Below are 24,507 nucleotides of genomic sequence, written 5' to 3' on the forward strand. Positions count from 1 at the left end.
TCGATATTGATGGATGTCGAATCAAGACGCAAGCGCGTCAACGGCAGCAGGACGTCGCGACCTCGGCGCCCTGAGCTTCCGCGGTCGTCGTGGTGCTGTCGCACGCACATCCGCCCGTGGGGTCGGCCGATAGCAAGTCCGGTGTTGTGCCGAAGGTTTCCGCATCGGCGAGGACCGTGTAGACCTCCCATTTCTCGCCGGCAGGTCCGGTGATCCACACCTTGTCTTGGGTCGCGAAGCAACACGTGGTCCCGATCTCCTCCTGAGTGAACAGGCCGGCATCGGTGAAGCGGGAGATCTCGGAATGCACCTTCGCGCTGGAGTCGACCTCGACGCCGAGGTGGTTGATCGATCCGCCTTTGCCGGGATTCTCGATCAGCACCAGCTTCAGTGGCGGCTCGGCGATCGCGAAGTTGGCGTAGCCCTCCTTCAGTTTCGCGGGCTGGCTGTCGAACAGTTTGGAGTAGAACTCGACTGCCGTGCCAAGGTCGTCGACGTTGAGGGCGAGCTGAACACGAGACATGGTGATGACCTCCGGATTGTGTGACATATGTCGAATTGCTCGACTACCACCAGGATGCGCACCTTTTTGACATATGTCAATATTGTCGGCAGAATTGGTTCATGCCCAAGACGTTGCCATTGGTCGACATGTCCGCCCCGGTCTGCTGCGCACCCGTTGCGGCGGGTCCGGTCGGTGACGAGGCTGCCCTCGAAGTGGCGTTGCGGCTCAAAGCGCTCGCCGATCCAGCACGAGTCAAGTTGATGTCGCTGCTGCTCACCGACGCGCCGGATGCGACGACTGGCGACCTCGCAGCCGTCATCGGACTGTCCGAGTCGACGATCAGTCACCATCTCGGTCAGCTGAGAACCGCTGGTCTGATCGAATCGGAACGCCAGGGCATGAACGTCCAGCACCGCGCCCGTCGCGACGCGTTGTCCGCGCTATGCCTCGTACTGGACCCGAATTGCTGCACCTGAAGTTCATGCGGCTGTGCGCATGAGCCGTTCGAGAATGTCGCTGAGGGTGACGACGCCAAGGGATCGCTGGTCGGCGTCTTGCACGACGACGAGGTGACTACGGGCGTCGCGGATGATCCGCAGCGCCTCGTAGACGGGTGTGTCGGGCGTCAGGATCAGCACCGGTCGCATCAGGTCGCGTGCCGTAGTGGGCGCTGATGCGCGCAGGGTGTCGCGCACGTGCACCACGCCCTCGATACCGTCGGCGCCGGTCACGAGCAAGCGAAGGTGCCCGCTGCGGTGACTCGCAGCGCGAATTGTCGCGGTAACCGCGTCGATGCCGACGCTGGTAGCGGCTGAATTCGGCCGGAGAATCCCGCCGATGGTGAGGGTCTCCAGGTCCAGTGCGTCGGCAATGTGCCGTCGGTACTGCTCATCGAGTACGCCGGCATCCGCGGAGTGTTCGACCAACTGGCGCAACGATTGTGGGTCTTGCCCCGTGGCGAGTTGATCGACCGGTTCGACACCGACCTTGACCAGGCACCAGTTGGCCAAGTGGTTGAGCTGGATCAGCAGCGGTCTGGTCAGCCACATGAAGCCCCGCATCGGAATTGCGAGCAGCGTTGCCGAGCGCTCGGGGTGCGCGATCGCCCACGATTTCGGCGCCATCTCTCCGACGACCAGGTGCAGGAACGTGACGATGATCAGCGCGAGAAGAAATGCCCCGACGTCGGCGACCCACACGACCGGAACCCAGCGTTCGAACAGCGGGTTCAGCCAGTGGTGAACCGCCGGTTTGGTGATCGCGCCCAGCGCGAGCGTGCACACCGTGATTCCGAGCTGCGATCCGGCGAGTAAGACAGACAGCTCCGAGGCGCTCCGCAACGCCGCGCGTGCGGCGCGACTGGTCGTCGCAGCGTCTTCGAGGCGGTGACGCCGCGCGGCGATCAACGCGAACTCCACCGCGACGAAGAAGGCGCTCGCGCCGATCAATCCGACTGTCACCAGCAGGAGGAGCCAGGGGTTATCCATGTTCGTCACCGTTCACGAGCGCGACGAACACCGAAGCAGGAACATGCTTTTCTACGTCACGGACCTGCATCGTCACCGCTCCGTCCGGCTGCAGGTCCAGCGTGACGGTGTCGCCGACGACAGGCAGACCGCCGAATTCGGCGATGACCAATCCGGCCAGGGTTTCGTAGTCGCCCGCCGGTAGGCGGTGATCGAGGACGCGCTCGACCTCGTCGATATGCAGGTCGCCCGCGATCAACCAGCCTTCGTCGCTTGGACGGACCGATATGTCGGTCGCAGGGTCGAATTCGTCCGCGAGTTCGCCGACGAGCTCCTCGGCCATGTCTTCGATCGTGACCATCCCCGCGAAGCCGCCGTACTCGTCGACGACGAGTGCCAGCTCGTCGCCGGCGTCGACCAGCCGCGTGAGCAACTCGGGCAATGGCAAACTCGACGGCACAACCACCGCCGTGCGCGCGTATGCCTCGACGGTCCCGTCCGCATCGTCAGCGAGCAGGTCGCGCAAGTGCACGACTCCGCGGAGGTCGTCGATCGAGTCGCCGACCACGGGATAGCGCGTGTGGCCCGCTCCCATTCGAGCCAGCACCGCGTCCACGGGCTCGTCGACGCGCACAGTGTCCACGCGCGGTCTGGGGATCATTGCGTGCTCGGCCGTGCGGGTGGGGAAATCGAGGATGCGGTCGAGCAAGACAGACAGGTCCGCGGGCAGCTCGCCGGTCTGGCGGGATTCGGCGAGGATATGGGCGAGATCGCGTGGATTGGCCGAATGTTCGACGTCGTGGACCGGCTCGATCCGCAGAACTCGGAGCAGCTGGTTCGACGCTTGGTCGAACAGCCAGATCAACCAGCCGAACAGTCGAAGATAGACGGTGGTGGAGAACGCGAGTCGCCGAGCGACCGGTTCGGGCCGAGCGATCGCGAGATTCTTCGGGAACAGCTCACCGAAGACCATTTGCACCACCGTCGAGAACAGGATCGCGACGACGGCGCCGATCGCGAGTCCCACTGCAGTCGACAGTCCGACGCTGCCGAGCAGGTCGCCCATCCCGGCGCCGATCAACGGTTCGGCAACGTAGCCGACGAGCAAACCGGTCACGGTAATGCCGAGTTGGGCGCCGGACAGCATGAACGACGTGCGTCGAGTGACTGCCAATGCGCGGGCTGCCGCGGCGTCACCGTCGTCGGCGCGAGCCGCGAGCCGCGACCGGTCGACGGCCATGTACGCGAACTCTTGGGCAACGAAGTAGCCGGTCAGGACCGTGATGGCGAGAACGACGTTAAGACCGAGGAGGATGGTCAGTACGGTCACCATGGCGAAGCCAGCGGGTGGGGCGGGACGGGTTTTCGGCGGCGCTTGGCGCGCTTCATGACCTGCTCTCTGTCGTGTGAACGGCTACTGCATTCGAGAATAGGGCAAATCGGACCCCGCTCGCTCAAGCGAACAGGTGTTCGATCAGCTGCTAAGCTTCGATCGGCGGGCCGGCGGTAGGTAACTACGGGAAGCGTCGGCCCGCCGCCGGACACCCTCGCGCTAGGCGGGATGGGCCGGTCCAGGTAGGCCGCCGTGGTTCCAGAGTTCCTCGGTGACGTCGAGGAAGCTGACCATCACCACCGGATCGTCGTCACGGATGAACGCGGATTCGCCGACCAAGGCGCGGATGATCGTGCCGTCCACACTGTGCTGGAGCTGCACGATTTCCCCGACGGATGCTCGAAGCAGGCCGAACGGAGACGTCTCCGCATCGGAACCGACGAACAAGCCGCCGATCGGCTTGCCGACCAATTCGGAGCGATCACAACCCACCAGCTGCTCGAATGCGCCGTTTGCGTATAGCAACGTCCCGTCGACGTGCACAGCGAGAACGGGAACGGGAAGCCGCTCCAGCAACACGGTCGCGGGTAGGGCTTCGAGGTAGCCCATCGCGCTTTCGGGGTGCGGTCGCCGACGTCGCTCGGCTGACTCGTCCATCGTGTACTCCAGGTTGTCGATTCTCACCGTGGGCGGCTTGCACACTGCGTATACAAGGAATGTAGCTCTGTCGGCCCGAGTTCAGTCGCAGGCCCGGCGGTATGCTGAACTACTCGCTCGAAAGGGTGGTGAGATGGGCGCGCCCAAGGACGGTCGCAAGATCAGCTCCGTGATCACAGGACCGGAGCCGTCCTCGACTCAGCGCGACCTCAGACCGGACATTGTGGCCGAACTCGACGTCGCCGACCTGGCCGACGCGCAGGAGATCGGTCGCGGCGGATTCGGCGTCGTCTACAAATGCGTACAGCGATCCCTCGACCGGACCGTCGCGGTCAAGGTGTTGTCCGCCGACCTGGACCAGGAGAACCGCGACCGGTTCCTTCGTGAGGAACATGCGATGGGGCGCCTGTCCGGTCATCCGAACATCGTGGACATCTTGCAGGTCGACGTGACCATGACGGGCCGGCCGTACATCGTGATGCCGTTCCACGCGCGTGGCTCGCTCGAGGCCTTGCTCCGCGAGAGCGGTCCGCTGCCGTGGGCGGAGGTGGTGCGGATCGGCATCAAGGTGGCAGGGGCGCTCGAATGGGCGCATCGCGCCGGCATCCTGCACCGCGACGTGAAGCCCGCGAACATTCTGCTGACCGCCTACGACGAGCCACAGCTGACCGATTTCGGTATCGCGCGGGTGCCGGGCGGTTTCGAGACATCGACAAATGCGATCGCCGGTTCGCCCGCGTTCACGGCGCCCGAGGTGTTGCAGGGCCACGAACCGACCGTGCGTTCGGACGTGTACGGGCTCGGCGCCACACTGTTCTGCCTCGTCACCGGGCATGCGGCGTTCGAGCGAAAAAGTGGCGAGAAGGTCGTCGCGCAATTCTTGCGAATCACATCCGAGCCGATACCTGATCTACGCGAGCTCGACCTCCCTGTCGACTTCGTGGCGGCGATCGAAGCGGCGATGTCAGCGGACCCGTCGAAGAGGCCGGCCACTGCTGCCGAATTCGGTCAGATGTTGCAGCTGGTCGAAGACGAGCACGGTTTGCGGCATGACGAGATGGCGCTGCCCACGGACCGTCCCCGGCCGGTCCCGGCCACGGTAGCCCAAGGTCCGTTGAAGTCCGCGCAGGCGTCGCTGCCGAGGTCGCGTCTGCTGGAGATCCTCAAAGCAGGCGGAGGCCGACAGCTGACGGCGATTCATGCGCCGGCCGGATCCGGCAAGACGGCGTTGCTCCTGCAGTGGCGAGACGTTCTGATCCACGACGGAATTGCGGTTGCGTGGCTGAGCGTCGACGGTGACGACAACAACGCGGTGTGGTTCGTCACGCACATGATCGACGCGATTCGACGGGTCCGCCCGGACCTTGCTGCCGACGCGACCGAGCGCCTGGAGGAGCAAGGCGACGATGCGCTGCGTGCAGTGCTGACTGCGCTGATCGAACAGATTCATACGAGCGGCGAGACCCTTGCGCTCGTGATCGACGATTGGCATCGCGTCACCGATCGTGATTCGATCGCCGCGCTGGAATTTCTCCTCGACCACGGGTGCCACCATCTGCGGATAGTCGTCGCGAGTCGGTCACGGACGGGATTGCCGCTTGCGCGTTTCCGTGTTCGCGACGAACTGGTCGAAATCGATTCCGACGCAATTCGATTCGACCTCGACGAGACGAAGCAGTTTCTCGTCGACGCGCGTGGGCTCGACCTGTCCGACGCCGATATCGAGGCCTTGTGGGCAGCGACCGAAGGCTGGGTCGCCGCGCTGCAGCTTTTCGCGTTGGCGGTGCGGGGCAGTGGCACTACGACACGCTCGATCGGCAGGTCTGCCGACGAGATCAGCCGAATGTCGGGCAGTCACAGCGCCATCGGTGAGTATCTGATCGAAAACGTGTTGCACACACTCGAACCCGAAATGATCGAGTTCTTGATGGCGGCGTCGGTAGCCGAGCGAATCAACAGCGGTCTGGCAGCGGCCATGTCCGACGACGAGAACGCTCGCGCGCTGCTCGACGACGCCGTCCACCGCGGTTTGTTCTTGCAGCGCACCGAGGACCCCGATTGGTTCCGCTTTCAGCTGTTGTTCGCAGATTTTCTAAGGCAGCGGCTAGAGCGCGCGCACCCAGGGCGGGTCCGTAGTCTGCATCTGCGAGCGTCGCGGTGGTTCGCCGAACACGGAATGCTGCGGGAATCCGTCGATCATGCAATGGCCGCCGCTGACCCGAAATTTGCGTTGGACCTGATCGAATCCACCGGCATGGACATCATGGAGACCTCGCGAATGAACGCCCTTCTCGCCATGGTCACGAAAGGGCCTGTGCAACAGGTGACGTCGAAGTCGAAGGGCCTGTTTGCCGCGGCGCTCAACAAGGTCAACAGTGCGCTAGGTGCCTCGGACGACAACAAGGGACGAGATCAGTCGTGACCTCGATGGTGGCCTGGCAGGTCCAGCGGCCTGGTCCGATGTCGAGTAAGCCGCTCACCCAGGTCCATATCGAGCGTCCGGAGCCGGCGTCGAGGGAGCTGCTGGTCCGAGTGCTGAGGTGCGGAGTGTGCAGGACGGACCTGCACGTCAGTGAGGGCGATCTTCCCGTTCATCGCGCGGACGTGATTCCGGGCCACGAGGTCGTCGGCGAAGTGTTGGCGCTCGGTGACGACGCGGGCGAGCGGTTCGCGATCGGTGATCGCGTCGGAATCGCGTGGCTTCGCGAGACCTGTGGGGTGTGCAACCAGTGCCTGCGAGGCGCGGAGAATCTGTGTCCGAATTCGCGCTACACCGGCTGGGACGCCGACGGTGGTTATGCCGAATATGCTACTGTGCCAGCGGCTTTCGCGCTGGAGCTGCCGACGGGTTACTCCGACTCCGAGCTTGCCCCGCTCTTGTGTGCCGGCATCATCGGCTACAGATCGTATGTGCGCGCACAGCTTCCGGCCGGCGGTGCTCTCGGCATCTATGGCTTCGGCGGCAGTGCGCACATCACCGCGCAGATCGCGATCGCCGACGGCGCCGAGGTGCACGTGATGACTCGCGACGAGCGAGCCCGCGACCTTGCGCTCGAACTGGGCGCAACCTCGGTGCAAGGGGTCTACGACCGCCCGCCTGTGCCGCTGAACTCGGCGATTCTGTTCGCGCCTGTCGGCGACCTCGTGCCGCCCGCACTGGAAGCCCTCGACCGCGGCGGCACCCTCGCCATCGCCGGAATTTATCTGTCCGACATCCCATCGCTCGACTACCACAAACATCTGTTTCAGGAGCGCCAAATCCTGTCGGTCACCTCGAATACGCGAGCCGACGCGCGCAACTTCCTCGACTTCGCCGACCACCATCCAATTCGCGTAACCACGCCCGAATATCCGCTTTCCGAGGCCGATCGCGCGTTGACCGATTTGGCGGCGGGCCGAATCGCAGGAGCGGCAGTGCTGGTTCCGTGAAAACATAGGCGGATGCCGTACGAATCGCGATTGTCCGACGCCGACCTTGGTGCGGTCGAGCAGATTCTGCGCGACGTCGACGGGTATCTCGCGGCGCGCTACCCAGGCGAGCGTGCCGCGATCCAGCCCTTGCACACCGTGTATGTCAGCGCCGCAGACGCATCGCCGGACCTGCCGGACCGATGGGGTTCGGCGGCAACGACTCTGCTCGATGGGCAGGTAGCGGTCCTCGCCGAGTTGGCCGATTCGGTGTTGGTGACCCGTGTTCGTGACGCGCTGGAGCGCAACCCGATACAGGATCTGCGGCTCGATTTCGAAGATGGCTACGGACTTCGTGACGACGCAACAGAAGACGCGGACGCGCGGCGGGCGGGTGCGGTACTCGGAGCGCTGAATGGACTGCGAGCCTGCGGAATACGGATCAAGGGGTTGACGGTCGGCGAATGGGAAAGGGCGACACGCACGCTGGAGCTGGTGCTCGACGCGGCCGGTGGCGTCCCGGCAGGATTCGTGTTCACGATCCCGAAGTTTCGTGCCGTCGAGCAAGTCTCGGCGGCGATCAGATTGTGTGCTGCCCTCGAGCGGGCGCACGGCTTGACCTCCGGCGCATTGCAGTTCGAGCTGCAGATCGAGAGCCCGCAGGCCGTGATTGCGGCCGACGGGACCGTCACACTCGCCCGAGCGATATCGATCGCGGAGGGGAGATGTACTGGATTGCACTACGGTACTTACGATTACAGCGCAGCCTGCGGCATCGCGGCGCAATACCAAGCGCTGGACCATCCTGTAGCCGATCACGCCAAAGGGGTCATGCTGGCCGCAGCCGCGCAGACCGGGGTGTGGGTCGCAGACGGCTCTACGCAGATAGCGCCGACCGGCGACGGCCCGCAGGTCGAGGCGGCGTTGCGGCGGCACTACGCGCTGGTTACCCGAGCGCTGGAACGCGGCTACTACCAAGGGTGGGACATGCACCCAGGCCATCTGGTCACGCGATGGCTGGCGAATTTCGCGTTCTATCGCAGCGCTGCCGACGCCGCAATCCCGCGGCTCGACGCATATGTGGAGCGGCGTGCCGGGGGCGTTGTGGACGAGCCAGCCACCGCCGAGGCGCTGGCGCGAGTAGTGCTGCGCGGCTTGGATTGTGGGGCATTCGACGGTGCGGACGTCGCCGCCCCTGAGCGGCCGGTGTTGGAGGACTTGGTGCAACGACGACCGGTGAGGCTTCGATGAGCGAGATTGTTCCCGATTTCACGATGTTGCCCGACCTTGCGTTGCGGCCGCTCGGCGGCGCCGTGGTCTGGGCGAACGACGAGACCTTCGCCGAGAAAGAGAATTTGATTCGACCTGGTCCGGCGTCGTATCAACCCGCGAGCTTCGGGCACAAAGGCCAGATCTACGACGGCTGGGAGACCCGGCGGCGGCGGGAAACGGGGATCGACGAAGCGATCGTCCGGCTCGGCGTGCCCGGCGTGATTCGTGGCGTCGTAGTCGACACAGCGTGGTTCAAAGGCAACTTCCCGCCGGAGATCTCGGTCTCGGCTGTCTCGGTGTCCGGCTATCCGCCCGCCGACGAGTTGGCTGTGCGCACGGACTGGGAACCGATAATCGAGAAGACGAAAGTGTATGGCGACAGCCGCAATCCGTTCGCAGTCGAGTCGGATAAGCGCTGGACCCATGTGAAACTCACGATGCATCCAGATGGGGGAGTCGCGCGCTTTCGGGTCCATGGTGAAGGGAAGCCGGATCCGCACTACCTCCGGTCCGGGCCGCTTGACCTCGCGGCGCTGGAAAACGGTGCGTTGGTCACCGACTGCTCCAACCGCTTCTACAGTTCGCCGCACAACCTGCTGTTCCCCGGACTGGCCCGCGTGATGGGCGACGGGTGGGAGACGGCGAGGCGCCGAAACGCTGAAAATGACTGGGTCCAGGTGCAATTGGCCGGCGAGGGCGTGATCGCGTCGGCGGAGATCGACACGTCCTACTTCATCGGAAACTGTCCCGGTGCTGCGGCGCTGCGGGGTCGTACCACTGCGGGTGAGTGGATCGAGTTACTGGGGCGGACCGAGCTGATTCCCGACGCTCGGCAGCGGTTCGACGTCAACACGGGCCCGCCGGTCACCGATGTGCGCCTCGACATTTTTCCGGACGGCGGACTCGCCCGGCTGCGCCTCTATGGCGAGCTCACCGCGGCCGCAATCGCAAAAATCGAACGGAGCGCGCGATGAACACCTACCCGCGTGACATGGTCGGCTACGGACCGAACCCGCCGCATCCGCACTGGCCGGGCGATGCGCGAATTGCCGTTCAGTTCGTGCTCAATTACGAAGAGGGCAGCGAGAATTCAGTCCTCGACGGCGACTCCGGCTCGGAGACGTTTCTTTCCGAGATGACGCCGGCAGCACCGTTCCCGGCACGGCACATGAGCATGGAATCGATCTACGAGTACGGATCGCGGGCGGGCCTGTGGCGAGTGCTACGGGTGTTCGAGAAGCGTGGATTGCCGTTGACGATCTTCGCCGTAGCGCAGGCGATGCAACGCAACCCGGAAGCGGTGGCCGCATTCGGCGAACTGGGGCACGAGATCGCGTCGCACGGACTGCGTTGGCTGTCTTATCAATTCGTCGACAAGGAGACCGAGCGCGCGCATCTCGCCGAAGCGGTGCAGATCCTGCGCGAGCTGACGGGTGCAGCGCCGCTCGGCTGGTACACCGGTCGCGACTCACCGAACACGCGCGAGCTGGTCGTCGAGCACGGCGGCTTCGTTTACGACTCCGACTCCTACGCGGACGATCTGCCGTACTGGGTGAAGGTCGGCGCCAAGGATCATCTGGTCGTGCCCTACACGCTCGACACCAACGACATGCGGTTCTCGTCCTCGGCCGGATTTCCCAGTGGTGAACAGTTTTTCGCGCACCTGCGGGACGCGTTCGACGTTCTCTACGCCGAAGGCGTCGACGGGCGACCCAAGATGTTGTCAGTGGGTTTGCATTGCAGGCTCGTGGGTCGCCCCGCCAGAACCGCTGCACTGGAACGATTCCTCGACCACGTCCAATCGCACGAACAGGTATGGATCGCTCGTCGGATCGAGATCGCCGAGCACTGGCGTGCGATTCACCCGCCGAATTCGCTCAAAATTCCTGAGTAGACCTTGGGGATCGGGGTCGCGAATTCGCCGCGGCCGGACTTGCGCAGGCCCAACCGAATCATCGACTCCACCATGACCGTTGCGGCAGCGACGCCGTCGATCACCGGCAGGCCGATCTCGTCGGAAATGTCTTTGCAAAGATCGGCCATCCCCGCGCAACCGAGGAGCACCGAATCTGACTTGTCGGCTTCGACTGCGCGCAAGGCGGTTTCGGTGATGATCTTGTGGGCGTCCGGATCGGTATCGAGGTCCAGCACAGCCACGTCGCACGGATGCACGCCACGGCAGAAACGTGCCATCCCGTACTTCTCTGCGAGCTCCCAGGTCCGGCCTGCGGAGCGCTCCAGCGTCGTCACGACACTGAAGCTGCGGCCGAGGAAGCTGCCCATATGCATTGCGGCTTCGGCAATCCCGATGACAGGTCCGTGCGCGACCTCACGCGCGGCTTCGAGTCCGGGATCGCCGAAGCAGGCGACGACGTACCCCTCGACGCCGTCTCGTTCGCCTTGCATGATCTCGGCGAGCAGGCCGGGGACACTCAACGCTTCGTCGTAGTGACTCTCGATCGATGCTGGTCCCATTGCTGGACTGACTGTTTCGATGAGTGTGCCCTCGCCCGCAACAGCGCGGGCACATTCGTCGATCTTCGCCGTCATCGCCAACGTGGTGTTCGGATTGATGATCTTGATCTTCATCAGCAGTGCCTAAGCGTCGACATTCGTCACTTTCATTCGTGATCGCGTGGCAAGCACAACGTACACACCGAATGCCAAGCCGCACCCTATGAACCAGCTGTACTGGGCGGCGGTGTGCATGCCGTAAACACTGTCGCCGGTGAGCACTGGGATCATCGCTACGATCGCACCGACGACCGTGGCGACCACGGCGGCCGGGTTGTATCCCTTCGTGTACCAGTATGTTCCGCTCGTCGACATGGTGAACAGATCGTCGACGACCACGTGTTGTTTACGGACCAAGTAGTAGTCGGCGATCAGGACTCCGAACAGCGGTCCGATGAAGGCGCCGAGCGTCTCCAAGGTGTAGTGGATGACGTCGGGGTTGTTGTAGAGGTTCCACGGCGTGATCAGCACCGAGCCGATTGCCGCGATCATGCCGCCCGCGCGCCAGCTGATCCGCTGCGGGCTGACGTTCGAGAAGTCGAACGCGGGAGAGATGAAGTTGGCGACGATGTTGATGCCGGTCGTCGCGATGGCGAAGGTCAAGGCGCCCAAGATGATTGCGAAGGTGCTGTCGATCTTGGCGACCGTCGTGACCGGGTCGGTGATCAGTTCGCCGTACACGGGGACCGTGAGTGACGCCGTCACCACGACGAGAACCGAGAAGACCAAGAAGTTCACCGGCAGGCCGAGGAAGTTGCCCTTCTTCACTGCGGCGAACGAGCGTCCGTAGCGGGAGAAGTCGCCGAAGTTGAGCATTGGACCCGAGAAGTACGAAACGACCAGCGCGATGGCGCCGAGCATGACGGGAACTGCATCGAAGCCGGAGTACTTCACGTCGCCCAGGTTGAGATCGATTGCGCTCCAACCGGCCTTCGAGATCAAGTACCCGCACAGCAGGAACATGACGACGTAGACAGCGGGACCGCAGAAGTCGATGAATTTGCGAATCGATTCCATCCCGCGCCAGAACACGCAGGCCTGCACCACCCACAGCAGCATGAAGCTGCCCCACCCCAGTGCCGGCAAGCCGAGGAAACCGTAATCGTCGGCGACGGCGTAGGGCGCCAGGGACGGCCAGAGCTTGACGAGGACGACATCCAGTGCGGCAGACGCGAGGAAAGTCTGAATTCCATACCAGGCCACCGCGATCAAGCCGCGAATGATCGCGGGGATGTTCGCGCCCAGCACACCGAACACGCTGCGACAGATCACGGGATACGGAACGCCCGTGGCTTGACTCGGCTTCGCCACCAAATTGCAGAAGAAGTAGACGATCGCGATGCCGATCAGCAGCGAGATCAGCACCTGCCAGCTCGCCAGCCCGAGTGCGAACAGGCTGCCTGCGGTGACGTACCCGCCGACGCTGTGCACGTCCGACATCCAGAAAGCGAAGATGTTGTACGAGCCCCAGCCTTGCTTGCGCAGCGGGGCGAGGTCTTCGTTGGTCAGCCGCGGGTCGTAACCGGGCTTGATGAGCCCACCACCGACGGGGTGGCCTGCGGCTTCGACGAGATCAGCCGCGGCGCCGGGTGGCAGCGGAGGAGCGTGGGTGGGGAGCGTATCGGTCATGGCGTGGACCCATCTGGACGGTCTCGAACGGACATTCCAGACGCTATCCACGCCAGATTGCGTGGCTGTTGCGGCAGTTATATATCTTCCGACGCGAGTAGACCTGTGTGGGTCGGCAATTTGGCGATGACCGAATTGAGCCGACGATGATGCGCCTCGGCGGTCATCAGCAAACGGCGCAGATCACCGGCGACGAATGCGTCGAGCATCTGCTTGTGATCGTCGTGCAGCGCCATTCGGTCCTGTCCGGTCGAATGCACCATCGGTTGCACCGGTTCGGTCATGTTCCAAGCGGATTCGAGCATGTGCAGTAGGCGCAGCATCTTGGACGGCCGCGTCAGCGCGAGGTGGAAACGTCGGCTGTGGCGGTGGTAGGCGTGTGGATCATCGTCCCGAAGGGCTTGCTCCAAAGCGACATTCGCCTCGGTCGCCTCGCGGTGGTCGGCAGCGGTGGCAAATTCTATCGCCGCCGACAGCGCAGCGGTCTCCAAACTCTCACGCACGATGTAGATTTCGCGCAACTCGTCCGGAGTCAGCTGCGCGACCGCGTAACCCACATTCAGCCGATGGTCGACGAGGCCTTCGCCGATCAACGTCTTGAGTGATTCTCGGACTGGGATATGGCTGACGCCGAACAGGTCGGCGACGTCGCCCAGCGGAATCGGGGTCCCCGGTGGCGCTGCGCCGTCGAGTATCACTCGGCGCAGCTCGTTCAGGATGGCGGTTTGCGGACTGCCGGGCCGCTCGATGACCAGTTGCGACAGCAGCACCGACCTGCGTCGCTGCGACATTCGCGAAGAATAGGTGTCCGATGTTGCGGCGATGTGACGCCGAGTATGCGTGACTCATGTTTGCACTTAGCTGGCCCCGGGTAGTCCTTCTATGAGCCCCGGCTGGGGGTCGTCGACAACGAGGAGGATTCACCTAGTGAGTGCCATCGATAAAGCAAAGAACAAGGCCGAAGACCTCGCCGGACAGGCGAAAGAGAAGGTTGGACAGGCCACTGGTGACCGCGAGACCGAGAACGAAGGTCGCACGGACCAGGCCAAGTCGAACCTGAAGGACGCTGGCGAGAAGGTCAAGGACGCCTTCAAGAGCTGAGTCCGTCTATAGACGTTGGCGGCGGGCGGAGTCTGAAGACTCCGCCCGCCGCTCTTGCGTTGAACGACTGCATAAATTTGCGTCTACCTGGGTATACGCGGCTCATGGTCAATACGCGTTCAGTCGAGCACGAGAAGCGAGTATCGAGCGCGGTTCATTTCGTCTCGGCATGGGCGGGCTCTGTTGCGGTCAATGTGGCAGCGGTGATTGTGGTGGTCGTCCTGCTGGCGCTCGGGGCCGGCTTCCGGTTTCCGCACTGGTGGGAAATTACAGTCCACTCGGTCATTGCGCTGGTCAGCCTCGTAATGCTGTTCGTCATTCAGCACACGACGAACCAGCACACGAATGCCATTCTGCTGAAGCTCGACGAGCTGATCCACGCCGACGAGGACGCGGACAACGAAGTGATCGATGCCGAAGAACGCACCGTCGATGAGCAACACGACCTAGAAGACCGGCTTGGTCACTAACGAGAGGTACTGCAATGGCAGAAGACGACGCCAACAAAAAAGATGACCTCTTGGTTCCACCGGACAGTGGACACGAGCGGGACAAGGACCTGGCGGGGGTGGTCAACGAATTGGAAGAGCGGATCACTGACGAGCGTCGGGCCGCAGGTGCGCCCGGAAACGCCGACGACAGGGCCAAAACGGAGCAGGTCGAGAGCGAAGACCAAGCTCCGGAGTAGCCGACCGTCAGGTCGCGCTATCGGGCAGCATGCCCATGGTGAGGAGAATTCCGGCGAACAGGGCGGAGGCGCTCGCGATGCCTGCGAACACTGAGCCTTGCAGCAGCGCGACGGAGACACCTCCGATGAGGCACAGCGCGGCCGCCAAGATCACAACGCCGACTTCAACGCCTGCGATAGTTGTGGGAGGTCGATCCATTTTCGACATCATGTGCTGTGGTTACCCACGCCACAACGTTACTAAACCGTGATAGGCGGATTTGGCATCTGATCAGCGGCGAACCTCGATCGCACTGATTCCCGAGAAGCCGAAGAAGGTGCGGTCCGGGGCTTGGACGATCGTGGCAAGGACCCCATCGCAACTACCGCAGCGAATGACGGTGCCCGCCGCACCGTTGTAGACCATGGCCGTCGCGAGTGCTGCGACCGCGCCGCAGCCGATACATCGCGCCGATGCTGCGGTCAGGTCGAATGCGAACAAGTCAGCGAATGGACCTGCCAATGCATTGCCGTCGACGTGCGACATCACGTGCCTCCGAATCTTTCGGTGCGAATCGAACTGGACGGGAAGCCCAGGTCGAGGAGCCAGCCGGCGACTGCCTCGACGAATGCGGTCGGCCCGCACACGAAGATGCGAGGTCCGTCGGCTGGTGGGACGACGGCAGAGGCGAGAGTTTCTCGGGTCAGGCGGCCTGGTGGTGTCGGCCAGCCGTCTGGAGCTTCGCGCGTGTAGACGTAGTCGAGCTGCAGGGGCGACGCATCGGCGGCGGCAGTCGATAGCTCGTCTCGGAAGAAGATGTCGTTGGGGGAGCGAACCGAGTACAACAACCGAAACGGAGTTGCGTCGTCGGCCGCAGCGTGAGCGCGCACCATCGCGACGAGCGGCACGACGCCGGATCCACCGGCGATCAGCTGCACTGGTGTGCTGTCCCCTGGTCGCCAGACAAAGAACCCACCGAGCGGACCGTGGATCTCGAGTTCGTCGCCGACGAGCAAGTCGCGCACGAGAAACGGCGACACCTCGCCGTCCGGAAGCTCGTCGACAGCGAGTTCGATGCGGGTACCCGGCCCAGAGCTCCCGACCGAGTAGGAGCGGGTCGCCTGATATCCGTCGGGAGCGGTCAAGCGCACGTCGATGTGCTGACCGGCATCATTTCCCGGCCAGCTCGGCACGTCCACGATGATCCGGCGGGCGCTGGATGTCTCCGGTCTCGCCTCGACGACGGTCCCCGTGTGCCAGGTCGCTCGGCGTCGAGTCACCAATAGCGCTCTTCCTTCCACGGGTCGCCGTGCAGGTGGTACCCAGCCTGCTCCCAGAAGCCTGGTTGATCGTCCGGCATCATTTGAAGACCGCGAATCCACTTCGCGCTCTTCCAGAAATACAGTTTCGGGACCAGAAGCCGGGCGGGGCCGCCGTGTTCGATGCCCAACGGTTCGCCATCTGCTTCGAACGCAATCCAGGACTGGCCGTCGAGCAGTTCGTCCAACGGGACGTTCGTTGTGTAGCCGCCGTAGCTGCGAGCCATCACATAGTCGTAGCTCGTATCGACATTCTCGAAGAGTCGGTCCAGCGAGACGCCGCGCCAGTCCATCCCGAGCTTGGACCAGTGCGTGACGCAATGAATGTCGGTGGTGATGTCTTCGACCCCGAGAGCGTGGATCTCGTCCCAGTTCCACCGATGTACGGTGTCGGACTCGGTGCGAATCGTGAACTCCCACTTGGCCGTATCGATCCTCGGTGACGGTCCAGCCGAGAGCACGGGCCAGTCGTCGACCTTGGTCTGGCCTGGCGGTAACCGATCATCGCGTTCGCGGCGGCGGCCTGTGAAACCACGTGTGAAGGTAGACATGAGCAACCTTTCGGTGACACCCAACCGTACGAGTTTCGGTCACTCGGTTTCTCGGGTCAACAGGCGGCGATGCAGTTCTGTGGTCATGACATGTATCGCCCTGGTCAGCTCGGTGTTGGTCTTCAACTCGAGCTCTTGTTCGATGAAGTCGTGATCGGCCTTCAAGTGTTGGAATGCTGCTTGACGATTTTGGCCGATCATGACGAAGGTCGACAGGAATATCGCCTCCAGCGAGACGACGAGCGTCAACGTCGGCCATGGTGACGACTCGATGAACACCATCCAGACGGCGAACACGACGGTATGCAGATAGACGAATGGCATCGAGCCCGCGAACTTCGTAATCGCGTCGGCGATCCGAAGTTGAAGGTCGGATGCCCGATGTTCGAGGTGGGCGACGACAGCGGGGTGGTGCTGTACGGACCGACTCATACGATTGCCCTTCTACGCGCTGTTACTCGCTGGATCAGAGGTTCGCCTCCGTCGACCAGGGCATACGCGAGTGCCCCGATCAAGACGACGACCGCGGCGATCAACACGCCGGCGACGACGTCGGTGAGCCAGTGAACTCCCAGGTAGAGGCGGCTGCACGCAACCGCGGCGACGACGAACGCTGACAAAGTTGCCAGAGACACAATGCGCGCAGTGGAGTGCTTACGTATTTCGAACACGACCCACAGCGCTCCGACGAACGCCGCGATGTGCGTTGCGTGCCCGGACGGATAAGACATGTCGGCGACGGTCGCCAATCGACTCACCTCTGGTGGACGATCGCGGCCGACCGCGAGTTTGGTGAATTTGCTCGCGATAGCTGCGGTTTCGACGATTCCCAACAGGAATATCGCGGGCATGGGGGAGCGGCGGCGCCAGGCGACGAACGCGGCGAGCACGACCGTAGTGGTGACGACCCATCCCGGACCGCCTGCGTTGGTGACGAAGTCCGCAACGGTGGTCCAGCGGTCAGTGCGATGGTCGACGAACCAATCGTGCACAGGAACATCTGCGTCCGTCAGCCAACCTTGTGCGGTGACCTGCGTGGTCAGGACGACCAGGATCGCAAACACCGCGACGATCAGCGCGGATCGTGTCCAAGTACGGGCAGAGGCCATACCTGACTGTAGCTAGGCGACTACCTCGACGACGTCGCCGATGTTGAGGTGGTTGTAGTTCTTCTCGGCAGCGTCGGGAAGCATGCGAATGCAGCCGTGCGACGCCAAGTCGACGGGTCCGATGTGGAAGGCGATGTCGCCATCGAAGAAGACTGCGAAATCCATCGGAGCGTTGTGCAATGTGCTCCAGTGGTGGAGCTTCTTGAGGAACACCTTGAAGACGCCGACGTGCGACTCGTAACCGGGCTGGCCGGTCGAGATGCGGGTCGGGCCCCAGACGACCTTGCCGTTGTCCATCAGCCACGCTTCGCTGGTGCTTATACGCAAGCAGGTCTTGACTCCGGCTGCGGTGCAGGGCGCTCCGCCCGACGGCGAAGGAATGATCGCGGGGATGCCGGGAATATCCGGACCGCCCGGGAAGATCGGGTCTGCTTGCGCGGGAGCCGTCATCGTGAACCCGGCCGACCCGACGCCGACGAGCACTGCGGCTCCTGCGAACCACTTACGTAAACGCTGGCTTCTCATTGAGTTGCTGCCCTCTCTACCGATTTCCCGGCACCCTACACGTCAGTTCCCCGGATGGGATGGCCCCGTTTGCCGGACTCAGTATGGAGCATGAAAACACAAAGTTGAACACGTTTGAATGTTACGTTTGGGACAGGAGTTACGGGAGAGGCGATTTTAGGCCACAAAATCGGTCGCGGCGTCAACGACACGCGCAACTTGGTCATCCGTCATCCCGGGCCAAATCGGCAGTCGAGTGATCGTCCTGGAGAACTCCGCAGCGCGCGTGCATGGCACCGGCGTGCGGCCCATCTTCAGTCCCGCGGGACTCGTATCCAGCGGCACGTAATGGAACGGCGTCGCCACTCCACGGTCGCGCATGTGGGTGATGAACTCGTCGCGGACGTCCTCGGACGGCATCCGGAGGTAGTACAGGTGAGCCGTATGTTCGCGATTCGCCGGTACGACCATCGAGCGAACATCGTTGCGTTGCCCCCACGCAGGAAGCTCGCGCGCGTAGGTGTTCCACACACGATGGCGGTTGGCCTGAATCTCGTCGTATGCAGAGAGCTGTGCGTCGAGGACTGCGGCGTTCAGATCACTCGGCAAGTAGCTCGAACCGATGTCTTGCCAGCCGTACTTGTCGACCTGGCCGCGCAGGAAGCGGGCGCGGTCGGTGCCCTTCTCACGCATGATTTCCGCGCGAATCATCAGCAGGTCGTCGCTGAGCAGCAGCGCACCGCCTTCGCCCGCGTGCACATTCTTGGTGTCGTGGAAACTCAGCGTGCCGATGGTGCCGATCGTGCCGAGTGGGCGACCCATCCACGTGCCGCCCGGACCGTGGGCGTTGTCCTCGATGATCGCGAGGCAGTGCTCCTCCGCGAGTTCGAGCAGCGGACCCATATCCGCTGCGACGCCGCCGTAATGCATGACGATGATGGCTTTGGTCTTCTCGGTGATCGCCTCGGCGGCGGCAGCGGGATCGATATTGCCGGTCGTCTCGTCGATGTCGACGAAGACGCACGTCGCCCCCCGCAGCGCGACCGCGGTCGCAGGCGACGGAAAGGTGAAGCTCGGCACGATCACTTCGTCGCCGGGCTGGAGTTCGAGCAGCAGCGTGCCGAGTTCGAGCGCATGTGTGCACGACGTTGTCAGCAAGGCATGCGGCGCGGACGTGATCTGCTTCAGCTTCGCAGTCGCGGAAGCAGTGAATCTGCCGTCCCCGTGCACATGGCCGGACGCAAGGACTTCGGCGAGGTTCTCCAATTCGCCAGGCGCGCGGAAGGGCCGGTTCAGCGGAATCGTGTCGCTGCGAAGGGTACTCATTTGGCTCCGTCCGGGCGCGGCGTCGGGGTGTCCACGGTCAAAAATAGGGGTCGGCCTGCCAAAACATGGAGAGCCACGCCGAGATACTCGGCGATCAAACCGAGGGAAAACAGAATTGCGCCCGAGCAAAGAAGGATGGCGACGATCGTCGATGCCCATCCTGCCGGGTCGGATACTCCGTTGATTTTCTGCACGATCACCACTGCGGCGAGAATTCCGCCTGCTGTGGCAAGGGCGATGCCGAGGATGCTGACGATCCGCAGACCGCGCGTCCCGCTGCACAGCACCATCTTCCAGAACAGCGAGAAGAGGCTGCGATAGGTATAGCCGGACTCCTCGCGGCCCTCGTTGCGGAGTTCTATCGGCGCCGTGGCGGTCCGGCCGACGACCCACGTCAGGGCGACGTCGAGATAGACGCCCGCGGACGCGACCTGGGCGAGCTTGCGGCCGATATCGCCGCGAATCAGGCGGTAGCTCTCGAACTGCGTCGCGCTGGGGAATTGGAACAACGTCGACAGCACCAGCTTTGCGCCACGCGAGGTCACGTTGCGGAAGAAGCTGTGCGGCGGGTTGTTGGTCGGCTTCGAGTAGACGAGGTCCGCACGTTCGGCCAGCGCAGCGTCGAGGAAGGTCCCGATGTAGGCCGGGTTGTGCTGACCGTCTTCGTCCATCGTCGCGATCCAGTCGCCGCGCGACACGGCCATACCGGCGATCGTCGCCGCGTCCTGCCCGAAGTTCCTACTGAGCCAGACGACGTGGATGCGGTCGTTGCGATCGGCCAGCTCGTTGAGGACGACGTCCGAACGGTCGGGTCCGTTGTCGTGCACGAGCACGATCTCCTCGACGGCGAACAAGGCGCCGTTGGGAGTTTCGGTCGGCGACGCGTATTGATCGAGTTCAGCGACGAGACCCGCGATCGTCTGCTCGCCTCGATACACCGGCACGACTACCGACACCGAATGAATCCGATCACCCATGTAGGGCACCGATCCCGGTGGTCAAGTGCGGCATCAAAGAGGTGACTTTCTTGCGGGCATGTGCGGCGCCGACGAGGCGCAAGGGCGAGAGGCACGATAACACGTTGATAACGGCGGTGTCGTCCCCTACGAGGCGGGGACAAGGTCCTTCGATTCGGCCGGACTGTCGTCCGCGGCTTCGTCTGTTTTCCGTCTGCGAACGTAGAGCCACTGCAGCACACCGATTCCCGACAGTCCGAGCGCCGCTGCCGCGAGCCCGGTCTTCCACCCAGGCGGCCGGAAGGTGACCACGAGATCGCCGTCTTTCGTGCCGGCCGGGATGTCGACTGCGAGGAAGATGTCCTTCACGTTGTGGACGTCGAGTTCGCGACCGTCGAGGGTGACGCTGTAGCCGGGCCAGGGGAGTCGGGCGAAGACGACGCGGCCACCGTTCTCGGACGTCACGCGCGCCCGGCTCGTCGGATCCGATTCCGACACCGACGTCGCGGTGACGCCCTGCGCATCGGCGATGCGACCGTTGTCCGACGAGATCGGTCCGCCGTCACGCTCGAGAACGTAGATCCACTTGCCGTGCGGGGGATAGTCGACCCAATGCCAGCCCGGCGGCGGCGCGTCCTTGATCGCGTCCGGATACAGCAGCCGTTGCAGGACGACGCGGTCCAGCTTCATCAGGTCGACCAGCGGCTTACCGGTCGTCGGTTCCTTTTCGAACAGTCGCCGACGGGCGTCGGGGCAGACGCTGCCGTCCCATTTCATGCAGAGGTGCTGCGAGAACCAATAGTGGCCGATCGGGGTGTAGCCGTTGACGTAGTCGAGCCCCAGGTCGCCGGCGTAGTAGCCGACCACGAGCGAGCCATAGACGCCGTTGATGTCCTTGGCGTCGTTCGGAAATTGCAGGCTGTCGCCGAGTTGGATCGTGGTGCCCGTGAAGTCGGGGAAACCGGCCTGTGCGACCGAGCGTCGCTCGGGGATGTTCCACGACATCGGATGGGGCACCTTCGCGTGAACTTGGTAGAACGCGATCGGCGCGATGGTGACGATGAGAGCGACGCACGCCGCTGTCGGCGTCCGCTTGGCCGCGATGAACAACACGGCCGCGCCGAGCACGGCAACAACCACGGCGCCGCCGGTGTGCAGCCACAACCGTCCACTGGGTGCGGCCGACATCGTCCGCAGCAACAGCAAGCCGAGGAGGACGCCCGCGGCGATGCAGCGCGACCGCAGACTCCGCAGCGTGCCGTGGCGGCTCAGTAATACACAAACCAGAATCAGCAGACCCATAGCGAGCATGGGCAACACTCGCGCCGGCCAACGAAGTGGTCCGATGACTGCTGGTCCGGCTGCCCACATCAGCGCGATGCTCGCGAAGATCGCAATAGCGCTGACCTCACGCGCGGATTTGGCCGCCGCTTTCCAGTCGATGAACGCAAGGCCGGGAATCAGGAACCAGGCTATGTAGACCATCGGCATCGGCTGGATGAGACCGAACCAGGAGGTAAACGACGGCAGCGTCGTCGGGAGGCTGGCGTTCAACGATTCCGACCAGGGCACGGTCATGAAACCGTCGTTCTTGAGTACGAACTCGGCGTCGCGCCACGTCACGTTCGACGAGAGGATTCCAGGCAGATAGGTGATCGCCCCGGCAAGAACGCCGAAGCCCGCGGCGAGGGCGACGCGGATCGACGGGAACCACTTCCGTTGGTACACAAGTTCGCCGACCGCGACCGCGATGATCATCAAGATCGTTTCGAGGCCGGGCCAGATATAGCCGGTCGTGATGGCGAAGAACGCGAACACGAACACGGGGATCGGTCCGCCTCGACCGCGCGCGTAGCGTACCGCCGCGGCCCAGGTCACGGCGAGCCACGCGGTGCCCGCCAAGGACGTTGCCCAACTCGCGAGGTCGAGGAAGAGGAACCAACCCGAGAACGGAAACGCGACGCCCGCGACAGCTGCCCACTGCGGCTTCGCTCCGTATTCGATACAGATGCGGAAGATGCCGAGTGCGAGCACGAGCGTGTAAAGGAATTTGACGACCGTCGCGAGGACGAGAAGGTTGTCGACCGACGGCGCGATGAAGCTGATCAGCAGTTGCGGTGGGTTGTAGATCCCCGCCTCACCTTCGACCGCGAAGTTCCCTGACATCCATTGCTCGGGCGCAACAGTCGGGAAGTGGCCCTCGCGAAGGAGTTGGCCGACGCGAAGCCAAAACGGGACGTACTGCGTCTCGGTGTCGTCTGTATAGAAGAAGCGGACGTTCGCGAGCAGCACAGCTATGAAGCCGACCACGATGCCCAGGGCGGTCACGCCAGCCCAGCGCCACGTGGTTTTCCGCGGGTCACTCACGAGTTGGTGACACTACAACAGAGGACGGACGCCGGAAGGAGATGTGTCGGTGGCCGAAGAAGCTAGACACCGCGACGATTCCCATCACGACGAACTGCGACGGGATCGGCGGGAAGCCGAGGATGCCGACCGCCAGGGCCATCAGAACGATGTTCAATCCGAAGCCGAACGCGTTGATACCCACGAAGGCGATGAAGTCGCGGAGCACATGCCCACGCACCTTGAACACCAGCGTGCGATGTAGGACGAACGCAATCACCACGCTCATCGAGTACGCGCACGCGACTGACCAAAGGTAAAGGTGATCGCCCAGGATGGTCACCCACGCGACGAACAGCAGGAAGCCGATCGCGGTATTCACGCAGCCGACGACGGCAAACGCGATCGACTGGGTCCGGGCCAGGCGCAGCAACAGCCCAGGAGGAGGGCTGGCATCGAGCTCGGTGCTGTCGCTCACGGGCCGAATTGTCTCAGGCCGACGCAAGCGACACGTCGCGACGGTCCGGCGAATTGCGATGAATAACCCAATCGGCTAATTTTGGCGATTACGCGGCTAGCTTCGACTGGCCGCTGGGGGAAGACAACCAGCAGGTTTTGGCTGCGGCGGGGAGTTTCGGCTACTTTGTAGCAAACATGCGCCGGGTGTGGGTTGCTGGCTGGGTGGGATCTATTTCGAGTGGCGGCTCGCAATGCGCGGCCGTGACTTACGCGCGTGAACTCTTGGGAGGGAAGTTTCTGTGAAGCGTTACGGAGTCGTTGGAGTACCAGTCGCGGTGCCGTTAATCCTGGCGTTCGCGGCATCGAATGCCACTGGAGCCCCAGGCCAACCGGGCATCGCAGCACCCTCGCCTGCACAGCCGGGCGTCACGGCGCCGCAAGCGCCCGCCGAGGTCGCGCCCGCGAAGATTCAGCCGTCCTACGTCGCGCCTTACGTTCCCGCGCCGCCGGCACGAACAGGTCCGACGCGTCAGATTCCGAATTACTCGACGAACTACTCGACGCCCGAAGTCGAGTCGACCGGTCCGGTCGCCGAGATCGAAGCGCCCGCCGGAAAGGTGCGAATCGGCACCTACATCACCGACAAGCCGGAATGGATGTCGGACGAAGACATGTCCCTCATCAACCGCTGGGCGTCCTACACGGAAGCCAAATTCTCTGAAGGTTGGCGCGCGACCGGCCTCACCACCAGCGAATCCGACAAACGCGCCGCCGCTGCGGTTGCTGCCGGTTCACTCGGTGCGGGGGTTGGCGCTGTCGTTGGTGGCGTCCCCGCGGCGGTTGTTGGATGCGCCAGCGGCGCGGCGGTTGGTGCTATTGCGGGTGCGATTATCGGATTCGCGACGACGGGCGGCCCCGGTTCACCTGCCGGTGCGGGGATCGGTGCACTGGCTGGTTGCGCCGGTGGCGCGGCGCTGCTTGGCGTTCCGGCAGCATTGGCCGGCGGACTCATCGGTGGTGTCGGCGGAGCGGCCTTCGGCGCTGCAGTCGGAGCCGGCGATGAAAATGCCGATCCAAATCTGCCCGCGCTCCCGACCTTGCCTGCAATCTCGCTCGCAGATTTCGCGCAGCCGTTCGTCTCCGCCGCACAACCGGCAGTCGACTCAACCCTCGCAAATGTCGAGGCAGTCCGGACCACGGTGGTCGAGCAAGCGCGTCCCTACGTCGAGCAGGCGCAGCAGGCCATTCAGCCGGTCGTCGACCAGTTCAACGAGCAGACGAAGCCTTTCGCCGAGCAGTTCCAGGTTGCTTTGTCGCAGATTCCGACGTTGATGCCAGCTGAATAGTTCACAACAGACCAGCAAACAAGAAGGGAGTTCCGCGT

The 24,507-nt window shown here is 63.5% G+C and carries 28 protein-coding genes; 10 read left to right on the plus strand and 18 right to left on the minus strand.

Going from position 1 to position 24,507, the window contains the following annotated elements:
• Nucleotides 1-37: 37 nt before the first annotated feature.
• On the minus strand, nt 38-523 hold the full coding sequence (locus FGL95_RS08110) for an ArsI/CadI family heavy metal resistance metalloenzyme (RefSeq protein ID WP_169585693.1): 486 nt from the start codon (nt 521-523) through the stop codon (nt 38-40).
• Between the two features lie 101 nt (nt 524-624).
• On the opposite strand from FGL95_RS08110, the gene FGL95_RS08115 reads away from it, so the two are divergent.
• A complete protein-coding gene (locus FGL95_RS08115; protein ID WP_169585694.1) occupies nt 625-981 on the plus strand; it encodes an Rv2640c family ArsR-like transcriptional regulator in 357 nt (118 codons plus the stop codon).
• 3 nt (nt 982-984) lie between these two features.
• On the opposite strand, the gene FGL95_RS08120 is transcribed toward FGL95_RS08115, so the two are convergent.
• The 3 genes from FGL95_RS08120 to FGL95_RS08130 form a co-directional block, all read right to left on the minus strand.
• Nucleotides 985-1,992, minus strand: a complete 1,008-nt coding sequence (locus tag FGL95_RS08120; RefSeq protein WP_169585695.1) for a CNNM domain-containing protein — start codon at nt 1,990-1,992, stop codon at nt 985-987.
• A complete protein-coding gene (locus tag FGL95_RS08125) occupies nt 1,985-3,304 on the minus strand; it encodes a hemolysin family protein (RefSeq protein WP_169585696.1) in 1,320 nt (439 codons plus the stop codon). The genes FGL95_RS08120 and FGL95_RS08125 overlap by 8 nt, the downstream gene beginning before the upstream one ends.
• 219 nt (nt 3,305-3,523) lie before the next feature.
• Nucleotides 3,524-3,988: a PAS domain-containing protein gene (locus FGL95_RS08130; protein WP_338079757.1), complete on the minus strand. Its 465-nt coding sequence runs from the start codon at nt 3,986-3,988 to the stop codon at nt 3,524-3,526.
• A 145-nt stretch (nt 3,989-4,133) separates the two neighbouring features.
• On the opposite strand from FGL95_RS08130, the gene FGL95_RS08135 reads away from it, so the two are divergent.
• Genes FGL95_RS08135 through puuE form a run of 5 tightly spaced genes read left to right on the plus strand, consistent with a single transcriptional unit; the run spans nt 4,134 to nt 10,535 of the window.
• Nucleotides 4,134-6,383 (plus strand): protein kinase domain-containing protein, encoded by a 2,250-nt coding sequence (locus FGL95_RS08135; protein WP_476726935.1) that lies wholly within the window; start codon nt 4,134-4,136, stop codon nt 6,381-6,383.
• Nucleotides 6,384-6,388: 5 nt separating this feature from the next.
• Complete coding sequence (locus tag FGL95_RS08140) at nt 6,389-7,390, plus strand: zinc-binding alcohol dehydrogenase family protein (protein WP_169585918.1); 1,002 nt, start codon at nt 6,389-6,391, stop codon at nt 7,388-7,390.
• A gap of 12 nt (nt 7,391-7,402) precedes the next feature.
• Nucleotides 7,403-8,620: a DUF6986 family protein gene (locus FGL95_RS08145; RefSeq protein WP_169585698.1), complete on the plus strand. Its 1,218-nt coding sequence runs from the start codon at nt 7,403-7,405 to the stop codon at nt 8,618-8,620.
• Entirely contained in the window at nt 8,617-9,615 is a 999-nt protein-coding gene (gene alc / locus FGL95_RS08150) for an allantoicase (protein ID WP_169585699.1), read from the plus strand. Before FGL95_RS08145 ends, alc begins: the two co-directional genes overlap by 4 nt.
• Nucleotides 9,612-10,535, plus strand: coding sequence for an allantoinase PuuE (puuE, locus tag FGL95_RS08155; protein WP_169585700.1), 924 nt, complete (start codon nt 9,612-9,614; stop codon nt 10,533-10,535). Before alc ends, puuE begins: the two co-directional genes overlap by 4 nt.
• Here the strand turns inward: puuE and FGL95_RS08160 are convergent.
• The 3 genes from FGL95_RS08160 to FGL95_RS08170 form a co-directional block, all read right to left on the minus strand.
• The gene (locus tag FGL95_RS08160) at nt 10,502-11,230 is read right to left on the minus strand and encodes an aspartate/glutamate racemase family protein (protein WP_169585701.1); all 729 of its coding nucleotides are present in this window, start codon (nt 11,228-11,230) and stop codon (nt 10,502-10,504) included. The genes puuE and FGL95_RS08160 overlap by 34 nt on opposite strands.
• 9 nt (nt 11,231-11,239) lie before the next feature.
• Nucleotides 11,240-12,784: an NCS1 family nucleobase:cation symporter-1 gene (locus FGL95_RS08165; protein WP_169585702.1), complete on the minus strand. Its 1,545-nt coding sequence runs from the start codon at nt 12,782-12,784 to the stop codon at nt 11,240-11,242.
• Between the two features lie 77 nt (nt 12,785-12,861).
• Nucleotides 12,862-13,575, minus strand: coding sequence for a GntR family transcriptional regulator (locus FGL95_RS08170; RefSeq protein WP_169585703.1), 714 nt, complete (start codon nt 13,573-13,575; stop codon nt 12,862-12,864).
• Between the two features lie 136 nt (nt 13,576-13,711).
• Here FGL95_RS08170 and FGL95_RS08175 point away from each other — a divergent pair, with 136 nt between their 5' ends.
• The 3 genes from FGL95_RS08175 (at nt 13,712) to FGL95_RS08185 (ending at nt 14,573) form a co-directional block, all read left to right on the plus strand.
• Nucleotides 13,712-13,885: a CsbD family protein gene (locus FGL95_RS08175; RefSeq protein WP_169585704.1), complete on the plus strand. Its 174-nt coding sequence runs from the start codon at nt 13,712-13,714 to the stop codon at nt 13,883-13,885.
• A 104-nt stretch (nt 13,886-13,989) separates the two neighbouring features.
• Nucleotides 13,990-14,355 carry a low affinity iron permease family protein gene (locus tag FGL95_RS08180; protein ID WP_169585705.1) on the plus strand — a complete coding sequence of 122 codons (366 nt, stop codon included), beginning with the start codon at nt 13,990-13,992 and terminating at the stop codon, nt 14,353-14,355.
• A 14-nt stretch (nt 14,356-14,369) separates the two neighbouring features.
• Nucleotides 14,370-14,573, plus strand: a complete 204-nt coding sequence (locus FGL95_RS08185; RefSeq protein WP_169585706.1) for a hypothetical protein — start codon at nt 14,370-14,372, stop codon at nt 14,571-14,573.
• A 7-nt stretch (nt 14,574-14,580) separates the two neighbouring features.
• On the opposite strand, the gene FGL95_RS08190 is transcribed toward FGL95_RS08185, so the two are convergent.
• The 11 genes from FGL95_RS08190 to FGL95_RS08240 all read right to left on the minus strand — a co-directional run bounded on the left by FGL95_RS08190 (nt 14,581) and on the right by FGL95_RS08240 (nt 23,142).
• Nucleotides 14,581-14,772: a hypothetical protein gene (locus FGL95_RS08190; protein WP_169585707.1), complete on the minus strand. Its 192-nt coding sequence runs from the start codon at nt 14,770-14,772 to the stop codon at nt 14,581-14,583.
• A 72-nt stretch (nt 14,773-14,844) separates the two neighbouring features.
• Entirely contained in the window at nt 14,845-15,099 is a 255-nt protein-coding gene (locus FGL95_RS08195; RefSeq protein ID WP_206071605.1) for a DUF6510 family protein, read from the minus strand.
• Entirely contained in the window at nt 15,099-15,833 is a 735-nt protein-coding gene (locus tag FGL95_RS08200) for a ferredoxin reductase (protein WP_338079758.1), read from the minus strand. The genes FGL95_RS08195 and FGL95_RS08200 overlap by 1 nt, the downstream gene beginning before the upstream one ends.
• A complete protein-coding gene (locus tag FGL95_RS08205; protein ID WP_169585710.1) occupies nt 15,830-16,423 on the minus strand; it encodes a molybdopterin-dependent oxidoreductase in 594 nt (197 codons plus the stop codon). The genes FGL95_RS08200 and FGL95_RS08205 overlap by 4 nt, the downstream gene beginning before the upstream one ends.
• Before the next feature lie 39 nt (nt 16,424-16,462).
• Nucleotides 16,463-16,855: a DUF1003 domain-containing protein gene (locus FGL95_RS08210; protein WP_169585711.1), complete on the minus strand. Its 393-nt coding sequence runs from the start codon at nt 16,853-16,855 to the stop codon at nt 16,463-16,465.
• Complete coding sequence (locus tag FGL95_RS08215; RefSeq protein WP_169585712.1) at nt 16,852-17,532, minus strand: phosphatase PAP2 family protein; 681 nt, start codon at nt 17,530-17,532, stop codon at nt 16,852-16,854. The genes FGL95_RS08210 and FGL95_RS08215 overlap by 4 nt, the downstream gene beginning before the upstream one ends.
• A gap of 12 nt (nt 17,533-17,544) precedes the next feature.
• A complete protein-coding gene (locus tag FGL95_RS08220; protein ID WP_169585713.1) occupies nt 17,545-18,057 on the minus strand; it encodes a L,D-transpeptidase in 513 nt (170 codons plus the stop codon).
• A 156-nt stretch (nt 18,058-18,213) separates the two neighbouring features.
• A complete protein-coding gene (gene rffA / locus FGL95_RS08225; RefSeq protein WP_169585714.1) occupies nt 18,214-19,362 on the minus strand; it encodes a dTDP-4-amino-4,6-dideoxygalactose transaminase in 1,149 nt (382 codons plus the stop codon).
• Complete coding sequence (locus FGL95_RS08230) at nt 19,359-20,339, minus strand: glycosyltransferase (RefSeq protein WP_206071606.1); 981 nt, start codon at nt 20,337-20,339, stop codon at nt 19,359-19,361. The genes rffA and FGL95_RS08230 overlap by 4 nt, the downstream gene beginning before the upstream one ends.
• Before the next feature lie 126 nt (nt 20,340-20,465).
• On the minus strand, nt 20,466-22,685 hold the full coding sequence (locus FGL95_RS08235; RefSeq protein ID WP_169585715.1) for a glycosyltransferase family protein: 2,220 nt from the start codon (nt 22,683-22,685) through the stop codon (nt 20,466-20,468).
• On the minus strand, nt 22,678-23,142 hold the full coding sequence (locus tag FGL95_RS08240) for a GtrA family protein (protein WP_169585716.1): 465 nt from the start codon (nt 23,140-23,142) through the stop codon (nt 22,678-22,680). The genes FGL95_RS08235 and FGL95_RS08240 overlap by 8 nt, the downstream gene beginning before the upstream one ends.
• Nucleotides 23,143-23,458: 316 nt before the next feature.
• Between FGL95_RS08240 and FGL95_RS08245 the strand changes: the two genes are divergently transcribed.
• Complete coding sequence (locus FGL95_RS08245; protein ID WP_169585717.1) at nt 23,459-24,469, plus strand: hypothetical protein; 1,011 nt, start codon at nt 23,459-23,461, stop codon at nt 24,467-24,469.
• Nucleotides 24,470-24,507 lie beyond the last annotated feature (38 nt).

Source organism: Antrihabitans stalactiti, assembly GCF_012932915.1.
In the GTDB taxonomy this organism is placed as follows: Bacteria; Actinomycetota; Actinomycetes; order Mycobacteriales; family Mycobacteriaceae; genus Antrihabitans; species Antrihabitans stalactiti.

Excerpts from the sequence above, each read along its gene's own strand:
- FGL95_RS08185 (WP_169585706.1), top strand. The coding sequence starts at position 14,370 with ATGGCAGAAGACGACGCCAACAAAAAAGATGACCTCTTGGTTCCACCG.
- FGL95_RS08190 (WP_169585707.1), bottom strand. The coding sequence starts at position 14,772 with ATGGATCGACCTCCCACAACTATCGCAGGCGTTGAAGTCGGCGTTGTG.
- FGL95_RS08165 (WP_169585702.1), bottom strand. The coding sequence starts at position 12,784 with ATGACCGATACGCTCCCCACCCACGCTCCTCCGCTGCCACCCGGCGCC.
- FGL95_RS08170 (WP_169585703.1), bottom strand. The coding sequence starts at position 13,575 with ATGTCGCAGCGACGCAGGTCGGTGCTGCTGTCGCAACTGGTCATCGAG.
- FGL95_RS08195 (WP_206071605.1), bottom strand. The coding sequence starts at position 15,099 with ATGTCGCACGTCGACGGCAATGCATTGGCAGGTCCATTCGCTGACTTG.
- FGL95_RS08125 (WP_169585696.1), bottom strand. The coding sequence starts at position 3,304 with ATGGTGACCGTACTGACCATCCTCCTCGGTCTTAACGTCGTTCTCGCC.
- FGL95_RS08210 (WP_169585711.1), bottom strand. The coding sequence starts at position 16,855 with ATGAGTCGGTCCGTACAGCACCACCCCGCTGTCGTCGCCCACCTCGAA.
- alc (WP_169585699.1), top strand. The coding sequence starts at position 8,617 with ATGAGCGAGATTGTTCCCGATTTCACGATGTTGCCCGACCTTGCGTTG.
- FGL95_RS08215 (WP_169585712.1), bottom strand. The coding sequence starts at position 17,532 with ATGGCCTCTGCCCGTACTTGGACACGATCCGCGCTGATCGTCGCGGTG.
- puuE (WP_169585700.1), top strand. The coding sequence starts at position 9,612 with ATGAACACCTACCCGCGTGACATGGTCGGCTACGGACCGAACCCGCCG.
- FGL95_RS08110 (WP_169585693.1), bottom strand. The coding sequence starts at position 523 with ATGTCTCGTGTTCAGCTCGCCCTCAACGTCGACGACCTTGGCACGGCA.
- FGL95_RS08115 (WP_169585694.1), top strand. The coding sequence starts at position 625 with ATGCCCAAGACGTTGCCATTGGTCGACATGTCCGCCCCGGTCTGCTGC.
- FGL95_RS08140 (WP_169585918.1), top strand. The coding sequence starts at position 6,389 with ATGGTGGCCTGGCAGGTCCAGCGGCCTGGTCCGATGTCGAGTAAGCCG.
- FGL95_RS08220 (WP_169585713.1), bottom strand. The coding sequence starts at position 18,057 with ATGAGAAGCCAGCGTTTACGTAAGTGGTTCGCAGGAGCCGCAGTGCTC.
- FGL95_RS08205 (WP_169585710.1), bottom strand. The coding sequence starts at position 16,423 with ATGTCTACCTTCACACGTGGTTTCACAGGCCGCCGCCGCGAACGCGAT.
- FGL95_RS08160 (WP_169585701.1), bottom strand. The coding sequence starts at position 11,230 with ATGAAGATCAAGATCATCAATCCGAACACCACGTTGGCGATGACGGCG.
- FGL95_RS08120 (WP_169585695.1), bottom strand. The coding sequence starts at position 1,992 with ATGGATAACCCCTGGCTCCTCCTGCTGGTGACAGTCGGATTGATCGGC.
- FGL95_RS08145 (WP_169585698.1), top strand. The coding sequence starts at position 7,403 with ATGCCGTACGAATCGCGATTGTCCGACGCCGACCTTGGTGCGGTCGAG.
- rffA (WP_169585714.1), bottom strand. The coding sequence starts at position 19,362 with ATGAGTACCCTTCGCAGCGACACGATTCCGCTGAACCGGCCCTTCCGC.
- FGL95_RS08180 (WP_169585705.1), top strand. The coding sequence starts at position 13,990 with ATGGTCAATACGCGTTCAGTCGAGCACGAGAAGCGAGTATCGAGCGCG.
- FGL95_RS08230 (WP_206071606.1), bottom strand. The coding sequence starts at position 20,339 with ATGGGTGATCGGATTCATTCGGTGTCGGTAGTCGTGCCGGTGTATCGA.